The 13,751-nt window shown below is 67.1% G+C and carries 14 protein-coding genes; 5 read left to right on the plus strand and 9 right to left on the minus strand.

Annotated elements, in window-relative coordinates; genetic code table 11:
* Positions 1-51: 51 nt before the first annotated feature.
* Positions 52-645: a hypothetical protein gene (locus D514_RS30540; protein WP_017830167.1), complete on the minus strand. Its 594-nt coding sequence runs from the start codon at positions 643-645 to the stop codon at positions 52-54.
* Between the two features lie 14 nt (positions 646-659).
* Complete coding sequence (locus D514_RS30545) at positions 660-1,058, minus strand: hypothetical protein (protein ID WP_017830168.1); 399 nt, start codon at positions 1,056-1,058, stop codon at positions 660-662.
* A 319-nt stretch (positions 1,059-1,377) separates the two neighbouring features.
* Between D514_RS30545 and D514_RS30550 the strand changes: the two genes are divergently transcribed.
* Complete coding sequence (locus D514_RS30550; protein WP_017830169.1) at positions 1,378-1,563, plus strand: hypothetical protein; 186 nt, start codon at positions 1,378-1,380, stop codon at positions 1,561-1,563.
* A 102-nt stretch (positions 1,564-1,665) separates the two neighbouring features.
* Here D514_RS30550 and D514_RS30555 read toward each other — a convergent pair whose 3' ends face one another.
* Entirely contained in the window at positions 1,666-2,634 is a 969-nt protein-coding gene (locus D514_RS30555) for a hypothetical protein (protein ID WP_017830170.1), read from the minus strand.
* Positions 2,635-2,729: 95 nt separating this feature from the next.
* Positions 2,730-3,041 (minus strand): hypothetical protein, encoded by a 312-nt coding sequence (locus tag D514_RS30560; protein ID WP_017830171.1) that lies wholly within the window; start codon positions 3,039-3,041, stop codon positions 2,730-2,732.
* A gap of 440 nt (positions 3,042-3,481) precedes the next feature.
* On the opposite strand from D514_RS30560, the gene D514_RS30565 reads away from it, so the two are divergent.
* From D514_RS30565 to D514_RS30575, 4 genes are read left to right on the plus strand one after another with little or no spacing between them, the layout of a single operon-like run.
* Positions 3,482-4,309: a DUF4397 domain-containing protein gene (locus D514_RS30565; RefSeq protein WP_017830172.1), complete on the plus strand. Its 828-nt coding sequence runs from the start codon at positions 3,482-3,484 to the stop codon at positions 4,307-4,309.
* The gene (locus D514_RS0119495) at positions 4,309-4,974 is read left to right on the plus strand and encodes a class F sortase (protein ID WP_081603907.1); all 666 of its coding nucleotides are present in this window, start codon (positions 4,309-4,311) and stop codon (positions 4,972-4,974) included. The genes D514_RS30565 and D514_RS0119495 overlap by 1 nt, the downstream gene beginning before the upstream one ends.
* 33 nt (positions 4,975-5,007) lie before the next feature.
* A complete protein-coding gene (locus D514_RS30570) occupies positions 5,008-5,565 on the plus strand; it encodes an RNA polymerase sigma factor (RefSeq protein ID WP_017830174.1) in 558 nt (185 codons plus the stop codon).
* Positions 5,552-6,325 (plus strand): anti-sigma factor, encoded by a 774-nt coding sequence (locus D514_RS30575; protein WP_017830175.1) that lies wholly within the window; start codon positions 5,552-5,554, stop codon positions 6,323-6,325. Before D514_RS30570 ends, D514_RS30575 begins: the two co-directional genes overlap by 14 nt.
* Before the next feature lie 218 nt (positions 6,326-6,543).
* Here the strand turns inward: D514_RS30575 and D514_RS38145 are convergent, their stop codons facing one another.
* The 5 genes from D514_RS38145 to D514_RS30600 form a co-directional block, all read right to left on the minus strand.
* Positions 6,544-8,568 (minus strand): DUF11 domain-containing protein, encoded by a 2,025-nt coding sequence (locus D514_RS38145; protein WP_031205979.1) that lies wholly within the window; start codon positions 8,566-8,568, stop codon positions 6,544-6,546.
* A 388-nt stretch (positions 8,569-8,956) separates the two neighbouring features.
* Positions 8,957-10,546, minus strand: coding sequence for a carboxylesterase/lipase family protein (locus D514_RS30585; RefSeq protein WP_017830176.1), 1,590 nt, complete (start codon positions 10,544-10,546; stop codon positions 8,957-8,959).
* A gap of 27 nt (positions 10,547-10,573) precedes the next feature.
* On the minus strand, positions 10,574-11,248 hold the full coding sequence (locus D514_RS30590; protein ID WP_017830177.1) for a GAP family protein: 675 nt from the start codon (positions 11,246-11,248) through the stop codon (positions 10,574-10,576).
* Between the two features lie 50 nt (positions 11,249-11,298).
* Entirely contained in the window at positions 11,299-13,041 is a 1,743-nt protein-coding gene (locus tag D514_RS30595; RefSeq protein WP_017830178.1) for a hypothetical protein, read from the minus strand.
* Entirely contained in the window at positions 13,038-13,679 is a 642-nt protein-coding gene (locus D514_RS30600; protein ID WP_031205981.1) for a response regulator, read from the minus strand. The genes D514_RS30595 and D514_RS30600 overlap by 4 nt, the downstream gene beginning before the upstream one ends.
* Positions 13,680-13,751: the final 72 nt, after the last annotated feature.

Genomic DNA, 13,751 nt, shown 5'->3' on the forward strand with positions numbered 1-13,751 from the left:
TTCCCTTGTGATGGCGGCTCGTCAGCTTCGGCTGGCGGGCCGTTGTCATTGTCATCGGCGTTTCGCCGGGGCGATGGGCCGGAAGCTACTGAAAGGCATCTTGGCGATGAGGCGCTGCACTTCGGCGTAGGGGTCCTGCATCTTCGGAATGTGGCTGTCGGCTTCGCGCATCGCCCGCGAGAGCTTCGGCAAGGCGGTGTGCCTTGCTTCGTTCTGCAAGGCGACGAAGCGCTCGGCCAGGTCGCTCGCGCTTCCGCCGCGCTCCAGCTCCGTAACCAGGTCGTTGAGGTTGGTCACGATCTCTTCGGTCTTGTCGACCAGGCCGGGGCGACGGGCGTGACGCGGGCCGACACCCTCCGTGGTGCCCATGACGTCGGCGACGAAGTTCTCAGCGCGGCCGATCATGAAGGTTTCCAGTTCTCGCACACGGTCGAACGCCGCCTGGTCGATATCCATCACGGCCTCGATCTCGGCCTGACGGTTGCCGTACTGAGCCTCGCGCGCCGCGATGCGCGGGTTATCCAGGGTGCCGGGACCGATGTTGTTGACGATCGTTCCCCCGGTGTCGCGGTAGCGGGCAGTGTCGTCGGTCGGGGCTGCGGTTGCAATGTCTTCCGGACCGTCCACGCGTGTTGCAGTGGTCATGGTGTTGTCCTTTCTCAGATGCGGCGGTTGCGGCGGGTCATGTCAGCGAGGCGCTCTTGCGTCGATCGCTTGCGGTCTTCGGCTTCCAGCGAAACCTCGAACTGGTCGAGAGCGCGGTCGAGCGCTGCCTCGACACGGCTCTGCGCAGTCTTGAGCTGCTTCTGCACATTGCGGAGCTTGGCCTCGGTCGCGGCGGTGCTCTTCGGATAAGCGGGCAAGCCGTTCTCATCGAACTGCTTGTAGTTCTGGTCGATTGCGTATCGGGGCTCGGCCATGATCGTTTCCTCCTGGGGTGTTGTTGGCGCGGGTTTCAGTGGGTCGTCGTGCTCGGCGATGTAGGCGTCGTACTCGTCCAACTCGGCCTGCGACAGGTGCGCGCGGGCCATGTCGGCGGCGCTGAATCGTGTGCTCATCGGCGGGTGTACGTTGTCGGCTCAAGTGCAGACGCGAGCGCCGGGTCGGTGAGGGCGAACGGTTGCAGGCCAGCGATGAGCACCTGTCGCGTGAACGCGGCCTTGCTGAGTCCGGCCGCTGCGGCCAGCGAAGCAATCGCATTTGCCAATTCGGCCGGAACTTGCGTTCTAACATCCACGCTTTCTGGAAGGTGCTTAGGTCGCACCATATCTCCTCCTAGTTAATTGCGGTGTTAAAGCTATTATCGCCCGCGCTTTGAATGGGTGATTAATGAAGCGGGAGAATAGACGCAACCGATTACAACTAGGAGATGGAACAATGGCGCAGCGATATGACAGCCCGAGTGAATATGGCGGCCGGGACGGTATGAACTTGCGCACCCCTGCCGGCCAGCCCCGCGACCTGAGCCCGGCCGACAGAGCGCGGCTGATGCGCTCCGCCGGTATGGCCGACAGCCTGCCGAACGGCACTGATCCAGAGATTGCCAGCCAGCGCCTCGCCTGAGCACACACCCGCGCCCACGAGAACGGTGCGTAACCAACGAGAACGCCACCGGGCGGGAGTTACCCAGCCGGTGGCGTTCTTTGTGGGGAGCGGCCAGCGCTCTTAGCCCTCGTCTCGTGGCCCGGAGGCATCGTCGTCGTCGGTGCGAGGGCGGGGCAAGCGCTCATGCCCGAGCCGGTCCGAAGGCCCATCGCCCGGCGTAGCCAGGTACTCCAGCAGTCGGGTGTCCTTGAAGTGATCGAGGAAGCTTGTGAAAGTTCGGTCGGTTCGCCATCCACACGATTCGCACACGGTCGACTCGTAGAAACCGGGCTCCGGTTCCGTCGTCTGCTCAATGTCCTCATTGAGGCGGTACGACTCGCACTTCGGGCAGCGAGGGATCGGGCCGTCCTCCCGCTGACGCATGAGCTTGCTCATGACTTGCAGCACCTGGCCGGTCGCCTCGATCACGATGTCAGCGTCCAGAGGAGTGGCGTTGGCGTTGTGTTGTAGCCAGACGGTCAGGTCCCATGTCTTGTCCACAAGTGCCTTGAGGTATGACCGCATGCGACCTTCCGCAAGTCGGTCCGCGAAGATGTTCGCCCACCCTTTGAAGTCCGCCCCTTTCGGGCGCTCGTCGAGATCGCCTATCCACTCTGCATCCGCATGCGTCTTCGCGAGCGCGATGAGGGCGTCCCGGCACTTAATGCCTACGGCCTGGTAGTCCTCGGACTCGCCCGCATCGTTCATTGCATCGACGGCCTGGCTGAAGCGACGCCAGGCCGTCGAGACGTGTTCCAGCTGGTCTTCCTCAAGTTCGGTTCTTTCACGCTCCGCCATGATCACCCCGAGACCGAGGTGGAAGATGAGCGCCTGTTCGAAGTCGGGGAAGTCGTCTTGCGAGTAAAGATTCGTTGGATCTGTGATGACCCACCAACGTGTGTGCTCGCAGTGCACGTCATAGATCTCGCGGGGACGACCGAGTATTCGCCGCGCACCGACTTTCTGAACGAGCCCTGCTCGGTCATCGTCATGCGATTGCGAATTGACATAGTCGCGTATGCGACGTTCTTCCGGCTCGGACATCTCCATCGACACAGTCTGGCAGGAGGCGTTCCCTCCTGGCACAGCGCGCAACAAGAGGCGTCCCTCGTGCCGGGCGAGGCTGCCTGAGAGCGGGGAGTGACTCAGCTGGTTTCGTCGGCCATGAGCTGCGCAGTCTCGGCATCAGCTCGCTCGACTGCTAGGGCGACACGCAAAGCGAGCTGCCTGACAATCTCAGCGAACAGGTCAGGGTCGGCGCTGATTTCTTCAGCGAAGTACAAGTAGCCCTCCATAAGAGAAAGGTCCAGGTGGCTGTCCGTCTCCAGATACGCGAGGAGATTATCGAATGCGTCTTGACGAAATTGCCGGTTCGCCTCAAAGCCCGCCGCGACATCCTCTGCGAGTGCTCGGGTGTTGGTGAGGTCGAGCGTCGGCCCGTCGTTGTTTTCAGTCATGCAGCAGAGCGTAGCGCCGTCCGCCTCTAGGTGACGGTCAAACGAGCCCTCCGAACCCCTCCGAAACCCCTCCGACGTCGCCTGACGAAGCCTCCCGCCGGTTCCCGTCGGCTCTCCTGAAGTCTGCCAAGAAGCTCGAAAACACGGGGCGAAACGCGGAGAGGCGGGAGCTGTCGTTTGTCTCAGGCGGTCGCTCGGAGCTACCTGGGGGTCAAGGGGTCGCAGGTTCAAATCCTGTCAGCCCGACCATAGAGAGGCTCGGAATCACGCGGAAGTCGCGAGGTTCCGAGCCTCTGTCGTATCCATCACGGTGCCGTGGCAGAGCGGTCGAGCGACTCCGGTTCGATGAATTTCAGATCCAGGTGCATCCAAACTCCGACATCTCGGAGAACAACTCCTATGAAGGGCCGCGCAGGGCGGTCCGCGTTCAGGAGGAACAGATGCGCAAGACAGTCGCCGCCGGCCTCGCCGTCGGAATGATCACCGCTCTCGGCCTGGCATTGCCGGCCGGCGCTGCTACGGCCCAGGAGGCCCAGCTCTCCGTGCTCCACGCGATCCCTGACACGCCGGTCGACGTGTATGTGAACGGCGAGCTGACGCTCGACAATTTCGCCCCGGGAGACCTGGCAGGCCCGCTCGCATTGCCTGCCGGTGACTACGAGGTCGCTCTCACCGCTCCCGATGCCGCCGACGCGAGCGCCCCGATCCTCGGTCCGGCCACTCTCACCCTCGAGGGCGGCGCGAACTACACGGCCGTCGCACATCTGACGGCGGCGGGAGATCCGGGCCTCAACCTGTTCACGAACGACATCTCTCAGACGGCACCTGGTCAGGGGCGGCTCACGGTCCGTCACACGGCCGCCGCACCCGCGGTCGACATCCTGGCGGGCGGATCGCCCGTCATCCAGAACCTCGCCAACCCCGATGAGGCGAAGCTCGACCTCGCCGCGGGAACGGTGTCGGCGGCCGTGGCTCTGGCCGGAACGACCGACCCTGTCATCGGCCCGACCGACGTCGCCGTCCAGGAGGGCGTCAACACGATCCTCTACGCCTGGGGCAGCGCCGAAGACGGAAACCTCGCCATCGCGGCGCAGACGATCGGCGGGCTGCACACGAACCCCGACGGTGTGCCCTCGGGTACCGCCGGCTACCTCGCACAGCAGGACGCGTCGGTGACGACGATCGTCTCGGTCGGCGTCATCGCGATGGCCATCATGGCCGCGGTGGGCGCAGGCCTGGTCGTGCGTCGACGCCAGTCGGTGCGCTGATGCCCGCAGGCACGTCGCGGATTCCCCGTCTGCACCGCGCCATCGCGGCGTTGGGTGCAGTGGTCGCCGCGGCGTGCCTCGTGGCATGCACACCGGGAGGGGCGGGTGATGGCTCCCCTCCGTCGTCGGAGCCGACCCCCACGACTCCGACCCCCGTCCCTCCCACGCCCACGCGAGACGTGGAGGTGCGACCGGGCTCCCTCCCCGCCCCGGTCGCACCCGTCGCCCCCACGCGTCTTGCCATCCCATCTCTCGACGTCGACATGCCGGTGACGGATGTCGGGGTGGAGGAGTCGGGACAGATGGAGCTTCCCGTCGACCCGGCCGTGGCCGGGTGGTACCGGTACGGGGCGGATGCCACGAGCACGAGTGGCCGGATCCTGATCGCAGCGCACGTCGACGCGATCGACTATCCGATCGGACCGCTCGCTCGCCTGCGGGACGTGCCCGCAGGCGAGACCGTCAGCGTCACCGCGGCGGACGGGACGACTCGCGACTTCGTGATCCAGTCGCTGACCTACTACGAGAAGTCGGCGTTGCCCTCTGATGAGCTGTTCGCCCGAGGTGGATCGTCCGCCCTGGTGCTCGTCACCTGCGGCGGCCCTTTCGACAGCACCACCGGCCATTACCGCGATAACGTGGTGGCCGTGGCCGTCCCGCAGTGAGGCGGGGTGATCACCATGGAGAGGAGACTCCGGGTGGATGAGACCACCGAAGCCGAAGCGGCGCTCGATCGACGCTTCGTCGCGGGCGATGAACAAGCCCTCGCTGAGCTGTACCGGCGGTGGTCTCCGGTCGTCTTCACGCTCGCGCTGCGATCGCTCGGCGATCGAGGCGATGCGGAGGACGTGACGCAGCGCACTTTCGTCTCGGCGTGGAACTCGCGCGCGGGTTATGACTCGTCGAAGGCGCGCCTCTCGACCTGGTTGATCACGATCGCCCGACGGCGCATCGCCGACACTTTCGAGGCGAGGGCCAAGGTGCAGCAACTGCAGGCCGAGATGGAGCGCCTCACTCCGCCGGACGCACTCGTCTCGGATGCCATCGACCTCTCCGAGACGCTTCTGCTCTCGAGCGAGCTGCAGCAGCTCGCACCGGACGCTCAGGCCGTGATGCGATTGGCCTTCTACGATGACCTCACGCATGACGAGATCTCCCGGAGAATGGGGATGCCGCTCGGCACGGTGAAGAGTCACATCCGCCGAAGTCTTGCCCGAATGCGTGATCGATTGGAGGTGAACCATGTCGCATCTTGATGACGAGACGATCGCTCTGATTGCGATGGGTGAGCCGGTCGACTCCGACGCAGACACGCAGCATCTGGCCGAATGCGATGCCTGTGCCGCCGAGGTGGCCGAGATGTCGCGCGTGGCACTCGTGGCTCGATCCAGCGTCGTGGAGGGGGAGCTGGAGAGTCCCTCCGCGGAGGTGTGGTCGAGGGTTCACGAGGAGCTCCGTCTGAGTCCAGCGCTGGCTTCGGATCCGGCGTCTTCGGGCGCACCCGAAGTCTCCGAGGCGCCCGAGCAGCCGATGCGTGTCGCCGCGCCGACACCTCCGCGTGCCGGGCACACGCGTCGCTCACGGTCGACCATCTGGGTGCTCGCGGCGTCGATGGCACTCGTCGCCGCGATCGGTGCCGGCATCTGGATCACGCGCACGCTCACGCCGTCGTCTGCGGTGATCGCGTCGGCCGAGCTCGCAGCCTTCCCCGACCACCCGCAGGCGACAGGGCAAGCCGAAGTCGACGATGACGGCGACGGACGACGCACCCTCACCGTGACCCTCGAAGGAGACGAAGGCCTGGACGGCGACTACCGCGAGGTGTGGTTGATCCGTGCCGACGGTGAGGCCCTGATCAGTCTCGGTGTGCTCGAGAACGCGTCAGGGACATTCCTCGTGCCGGACGGCGTCGACCTCGACGAGTACCGTGTCGTCGACATCTCGTTCGAGCCTGTCGACGGTGATCCGGCACACTCCGGTGATTCGATCGTGCGCGGCGAGCTCGACTTCGCCTGAGCGCTGGGTCATCTGCCTGACACCACGGGCGAAGCGTGGCGTGCGGATGGCGTTGTGCACGCTTCATCCCGACAGCCCAGACGTCGTCGGTCGCTGGGGGTGAGGGGGAGAGGCAGACGGTGCCGATTCTCGTCTGCGACCTCTCGTGGACAGCAAAGAGGGAGGGAGTGGGATCGACTCCCACTCCCTCCCTTCTTTCTAGAGGATCCTGCCCTCACTCACGATCGGGAGAACCTGGATCCCGACCTCACCTTGAGCGCTCCTCCGAGCACGAGGAGGAACGCGGCGGCGAGAAGCGCAGCCCACAGCGGCTCCGATCCCGTGGTCGCCAGCCCGGAGAAAGGGGGAACCGCGGGGACCTTGACCGTGGAGGGCGGCGATTCGATCGGCGGGCCCGTGGGCGGGACGCCGGTGGCCGTGGCCGTGTTCGACAGGCTTCCGGACTGCAGATCAGCGCGCGTGACGACGTAGGTCGCGGTGAACGTGGTCGACGCCCCCGGGGCCAGAGTGGCTACCGACGCCGGCGTGATCGGTCCCAGCTGACCGGAACCGGTGAACGCACCCTCCTTGACCGTGACACCGGTGAGCGTCGTGTTGCCGGTGTTGGTCACCAAGAACGAATAGGTGATGGTCTGACCGACAGTGGACACGCTGGGACGGTCGACGGACTTCACGAGGGAGAGTCCGGGGGCGGGGATCGAGGGGATCTCGACCGTGGAGGGTGGGGACTCGATCGGGGGGCCCGTGGGCGGGACGCCGGTCGCGGTCGCGGTGTTGCTGGTGGTTCCGCGGTCGATGTCGGCCTGGGTGAGTGTGTAGGTCGCGGTGAACGTCGTGGATGCTCCCGGTGCGAGAGTGGCGACGGACGCCGGGGTGATCGCCCCGAGGGTGCCGGAACCGGTGAACGCGCCTTCTTCGACGGTCACGTCGGTGAGGGTTCTGTTGCCCGTGTTCGTCACCAAGAAGGAATACGTCAGTGTCTGGCCGGCCGCCGAGACGCTGTTGCGATCAGCAGACTTCACCAGGGACAGTCCCGGTGCGGGGATCGAGGGAACTTCGACCGTGGAGGGCGGGGACTCGATCGGCGGGCCCGTGGGCGGAACACCCGTCGCGGTTGCGGTGTTGCTCGTGGTTCCGCGGTCGACATCGGCCTGGGTGAGCGTGTAGGTCGCGGTGAACGTCGTCATTTCTCCCGGTGCGAGAGTGGCGACGGACGCCGGCGTGATCGGTCCCAACTGGCCCGAACCCGTGAACGCGCCTTCCGTGACCGAGATGTTCGTGAGTGTGGTGTTTCCCGTGTTGGTCACGACGAACGAGTACGTCAGCTCCTGGCCGACCTCATAGGTCGCCGCATCCGCGGGGTCGACCGACTTCACCAGCGTGAGCTCCGAGCACAATCCGCTGTCCTGGGGTGAGGTCGCGCCGAAGAACGGCAGTCCCGTCGCGGCGATCGTGGTGAGCGGCACAGGCGAGGTGGAGGGCACGACGGGTACGGAGGCGATCTCATACAGGTCACCGTTTGACCCGGCGAGATAGATCTTGCCGCCGCTCTGGGCGGCGCCGAACGACTGCGGCACGGTGCCGACCTGAGTCACCGAGAAGTCGGGGGCGATGCGGAACAGCGCACCCCCGGACCCCGTGGAACCGACGGCGAGGATGTCTCCATCCGCGAGGGAGAGGAAGTCACCGGCTGACCCGTAACCGGTCGGGAACATGGCCTGGAACGGGGTGGCGACACCCGTCGTCGGGTTGATCTCGAAGATCATCCGGCCGGTTTCCCCGTTCGGTGCCGCACCGACGAGAAGAGACCCATCGGGCGCCGCACTCAGGGCATTGGCGAAGTAGGCGGTGGCAGGCAAGCCGGTGACGGAGACCGATCCGATCTCGGCCCCGGTGTCGGGATCGATCGTGTACAGGACCGTCGGGGTCCCCGGAGCGATGCCGTAGAGCGTGACGCCATCGCCCAAGAACGCGATGTCCGTGTAGGAGCGCGCAAGCGGGACGCTCGACACGAGGTCACCGGTCGTCGAGTACTTGTTGAGCTCGTTGACGGCGCCACCGGTGTTGGCGTAGATGTTCCCCGGCGTGCAGACCGCCGCGGCCTGCGCGGTCTGCGCTGACCCGATGACATTGATCGTGGTCAGCATCGCGAAGATCATCGCGAGCACTGCGACGACGGCCGCTCGGCGCTTTCCTGGAGACTTGCCGGTGTGCGCTACGAGGGCGCGACGGTCGTTGTTCATTTTTTCCTCCCCTGGCCGGGGCGGAACCTCAGCCCCACCGCCGATCCCCCTGTCGCGGGCACCAGATGATCCGGCACCCGTTTCGCGCCAGTATATCGATCGACTGTGGCGCGGCAAGGGGCGATGCCCGTGCCAGCAAGAGCGGCGCGGGGCCGTCGTCGCGCTGCCGTGAGCCGCATTTCCGTCGTGCCGGACCGATGTGCGAGAACGAGGCGGCGGCGGTCCCTCTCTGGCTCTGGAGAGGCCTCGAGGGACCGCCCGGGTCCGCCAAGTTGGGGGACTCCGCAGGCCCGCTGGCCGAGATGACTCAACGGCTATGCGGCCACCATACTGAGGCGCTGTGGAGAGCGGAAGAGGACGGCCGACGCGGCTCTTGTCGTGAGTGCGCTCAGCGGAAGTCGAGCACCTCATCGCCCCAGGCTGCTCGCAGTGGTGCATCGAGGTCGGCGACGAGGGTGTCCTGCCGCTCGATCACGAGAGTCTGTCGACTGTTGTCCGTTTCGCCTGCGTAATAGGGGGCCCACGCAGGCGCGTCCTTGGCCGTCGGGGAATCAGGGCTGCGTCCGTGAGCGAAGGCCGTCCAGCGCTCCTGCATCCGCACCGAGATCTCCTCGGCGGCTCGTCGACCGCCCAACCGGAACGTCGGATCCTTCGGTCCGCTCGACAGATTGCCCCACAGATACGGCAGCTCGGTCGCGTGCGTCGCCCCGAGGCCGAGCAACCGCAGGAAGGGGGCGGCGTGATCGAACCGGTACAGCCACACATCGGCCACCGTGCTGTGTCCTTCCGCGATCCACAGGGTCGGCATGCGGAAGCCGATGTCACGGGCGATGCCGAGACCCACGGCGCGCTGTCGCACGTTCTCATACGCCGTCTGCACCTGGGCGACGGCGGGGAGGGTGATCGTCGGATTGTCCTCGGCCATATCGGTGAACATCTGCCTGATGCGATCGTCGGTGATCGGGATGAGAGGCGACTTCATGAACTTGAACAGCGATGCCTCGTCCTTGTTCGTCCCGATCAGGAGGGGAACCCGGATCCCGCGTCCCTCGCGCAGGACCGTGACCGGCGCCTCCGGAATCAGCTCGCCGTCGATGACGGGCGCGAAGGCGAGGGTTCCCGGGGCCTCGTCCGGCACGGCCGCGTACACGCTCATGCTCGCCGCCACGATGTCATCGACGGATGCCGCGCGCAGTGCCCCCGCGACTGCCGCAGCATCCGTCGAATCGATGCCCAGCTCATGCACGAACCGGGCGGCGACGTCACGCGCTCGCTCGGTGCCGTACATGCTCGATGCGGGGGAGGACTGCGCGATCGCGCGCGTGAACAGGCCTTCAGCAGAAGGCGTCGCCAGGAGCGTCGTCACGAGCCCTCCTCCCGCGGACTCCCCGAACACCGTGACCCTGCCTGCGTCGCCCCCGAACGCGGAGATGTTCTCCTGCACCCAGCGCAACGCGAGCAGCGCGTCCTTCACAGCCAGGTTGCGATCGAAACCTCCTTCGGGCAGGACTCCGGCGAGATCCAGAAAACCGAAAGCGCCGAGTCGGTAGTTGACCGTCACGATCACGACGTCGCCGCGCGTCACGAACGAGGCCGCATCGAACAACGGCTGGCTCGACGAGCCGAAGGTGTAAGCACCTCCGTGCAGCCAGACCATCACCGGCAGCGGGGTATCGCGTGACTCCGACGGTGCCCACACGTTCAGCACGAGGCAGTCCTCGTCCATCACCGCGTCGTCGCCCAGGGGCACAGCGGGGTTGGGCTTCTGCGGGCACACGTTGCCGTATGCGGTGGCATCGACCTCACCCGAGGCGGCCGGAGCAGCGACGGGATCACGCCAGCGCAGCGGGCCGACGGGGGCTTGGGCGTAGCGGATTCCGCGCCACGAGCGCACGGCACCGGTTGCCGTGCCGCGGAAGGTGCCGGCCGGAGCCGTGACCACCTGCGAGTGGTCGCGGGGGAGGGACTCGTCTGACATGTGCGCTGCTCCTGACATGGTCGTGGTTCAGATCAGATGACGGATGACCTGGGCGGCTTCGTTCGCGGCGAGGATCGCGAACAGCACCGTCATGATGATGGCGTTGTGGGCGATCATCTCGGACTTCACCCGCTCGAGTGCCTTCGTGACGGCAGCCGAACCGCTGGTCGCGACACTGGCCGCGACGATGAGCGGCAGCGAACCGATGACCGCCAGTGCGAGGCACAGCCCTCCTGCCGCGAGCAGGGGGAGATGCGCTTCACCGATCAGGGCGCCGCCCTTCAGCGCGAGCGGGATGTTCTTCGTGTTGGTGACCGCCATGATCAGGCCCAGCGCCGCTGCCTTGGCCGGGGTGACGGAGTCGAGAGCCGCGAGCCAGGCCGGGGCCTTCGGCGGCTGCTCGTGGCGCGGACGCGAGAGCCAGCTCGCGATGGCGAGGGCCGCGAAACCGAGCGTGAGCACGATCGCGAGGATGAACGACACGGTCTTCGCGGTAACGGACGGGGAGGCCGAGGAGGAGCCGGCGGAGGTGAGGGCACCGACGATGATGAACACGAGGGAGACGCCGATGAACACCGACGCATAGGCGGGTGCCGCCGTGCGTCCGCGCGGAGCGAGGATGATCGCCACGATGGCCACGATGGGCAGCGGCGAGATGAGCATGCCCACCGCCAGGGGGAGGAGGTCGTGCAGCTGGTTCACTTCGCGTCCGTTCGTCTTCGTATGCCCTGCGGAGCGGGGCGAAGACGACGTTACGGCTGCGGGGTGCGCGTGCGGACGCGATGTTCGGCTGACACGACAGCCGGAACGGAGGAGAGGGCGAAAGAGGCCTCGAGGGTGACTCCGTCGGGGATGCGGATGAGGCGGGCTCCGAGTTCCTGCATGCGGGAAGAGGCTCGAAGTCGTGCCCCGGGCGCTGCCGCGCCGGCCGAGGAGACGCGAACACGAAGCCGAGGCCCGGCGCCCGTCGTGACGCGGTGGAGCGACACAGCCGCTCGTCGCTCGCTCGCGTGTTTGGCGGAGTTCAGCAGTCCCTCGGCGATGACGTCGTAGCAGTCCCTCGCCACCCACGGCGCATGCTGCAGTGCCGCGCGGGCAGCCTCGTCGATGTCGATGCGAAGGTCGATGACATGCGCCCAGGTGTCGAACAGTGAGGTCAGAGACACGTGGGCTGAGGGACCGGGGGCCGTGGTGAAGGCATCGGGCAGGCGTCTCACCACCGCGGCGAGGTCGTCCTGCAGGAGCTGCACCTCGTCGATGGCGGGTGTCGGGTGAGCGAGCGCGAACACGATGCAGGCTCCCTGGGCCTCGGCGTGCAGGAGGTCGGCAGCGGCGCGGAGACCTTCGCGAGTGGGCCGTGTGCCGGCGCGGGCGAGGTCCTGAGCGGCGGAGACCGCGCTGGAGAGTCGGTGCTGCTCACGGCGGAGGCTGTGCAGGACGCCGGCGCACGATGCGGCGGCGAGCGCGAATCCGACGTACGCGATCGCGGAGACGGCCGCCAGGAGCGGTGTCACCCCTTGCACGACCGCGAGGGCCGCGAGCGCGACGCCGACGGCGAGGGAGAGGAGCGCGAAGACCCAGGAGGCTCGGTGGGGGATTCGGGTGATCGTGCGGCGACGGGGCAGCAGATCGGCCAGCACGCCTCCCGCGGCGAGCGCGGCGATCCCGATGAGCAGGTCGAGCGGTGTCTGCGTCCGCGCCGCGTAGGGGAACAGGCACGCCGCGTAGACGAGTGTGACCATGCCCGGTGGCGGCACACGGAACGGAAGGCGTCGCCGGGCGGGGCGGGCGACGGGGATGCTGTCGTCGGCGAGAGCGTCGTCGGCGCTGCGCGGGCCTGCCGCACCCTTCGCCTCGGAGAGTTCGGCGAGGCGGTGGCTCCATTCGCGGATCTGCTCGCTGCCGAGGCGGCGGACGCCGGCGGATGTCGGTTCCAGATCGATGATCGCCGCATCGAGAGTCGCTCGCGCCCGGTCGATGAGGTGACCGGCGTCGGTGGCGAACACCTGCGCGTCTTGCTTCGCCCGAGCGAGCTCCTGGGCGACCGATCGCAGCAGGGCGTTCGCTCGACGCAGCGATCGGAGCGAGGATTCGAGCACGGCGAGGATGCTCAACACGACCGCCCAGACGACGATGTTCGTCGCGATGCGGAACGGCAGCTGGTCCGTCGGCGGAAGGGGAAGGCCGCTGAGATGTAGCCAGCCGTCCTGCACCACAGGGCGCAGTGTCGCGCAGGCGACGATCCCGGAGATCACGATGGCGGCGCGTGCCCGCCTCGTGCGACTCCACCGTTCCAGCGCGGCGACGACGGCGAGTGCGGCGCCGAAGCAGAGCCAGGTCGCCCCCGTCGCCGCGAGCGCGGTGAGCGGATCGACGCCGTCTCCTGTCGGGGCCATGACTGTCAACGAGAGCGGGAGCGAGGCGGCGATCGACCAGGGGGTGAGGAAGCGGCCACTGCCGACCGCGCGACCGGCGGCGCGGAGGAGATTCCTCATCGAGCGGGACCGAAGGCGGCGAGATACAGCCCCGCCGCCGCCACGCGTGCGTTCACGGTCGGATCGCGTGTCACCTCTAGCCGCGCGAACAGTCGGCTGATGGACCGTTCGACCGCACGGACCGTGCCGCCGGTCTCGACCGCGATGCGCTCATTCGACCATCCGCGGGCGATCATCGCGAGGATCTCCAGCTGATGCCGCGTGAGGGCGCCGAGGGCGTCGACCGAGTCTGCTTCGGGAGGTGCCGGCGTCGGATGCGTCGACAGGGCGCGCTCCAGTGCGGAGAGGAGAGTCTCGGGAGAGTCGAGGTCCTGCTTCGCGACGAACACGGCGTGCTCGATGCCCATCGCCGTGGCCCCCGCGGCGGCGCGGGGGTAGCTGCTGAGGAAGACGACCGCGATGTGGGGTGCGAGCTCGACCAGCATGGCGGCCAGATCGGCTCCGGACGGGCGGGAGCCCAGATCGATGTCGGTCAGCAGCGCGTCCGGGTCGAATTCGGTGAACAGTCGTGTCGCCTCTGCGGCATCGGAGGCCGCGGCGGTCTGGAACCCGTGGCGCTCGAGCAGATCGCACACCAGCATGCGCAGAGCGCCCTGATCCTCGACGACGAGCACCCGTCGTCTCCACTCCGCGCCCACGTTGTCACTGTAGTGGAGCGCGGCCGCGCCGATCATGGTCGAAGGGCCAGAAGACACTGGTGCGCACGAGCG

It is taken from the genome of Microbacterium sp. UCD-TDU (assembly GCF_000340625.1).
GTDB lineage: Bacteria > Actinomycetota > Actinomycetes > Actinomycetales > Microbacteriaceae > Microbacterium > Microbacterium maritypicum.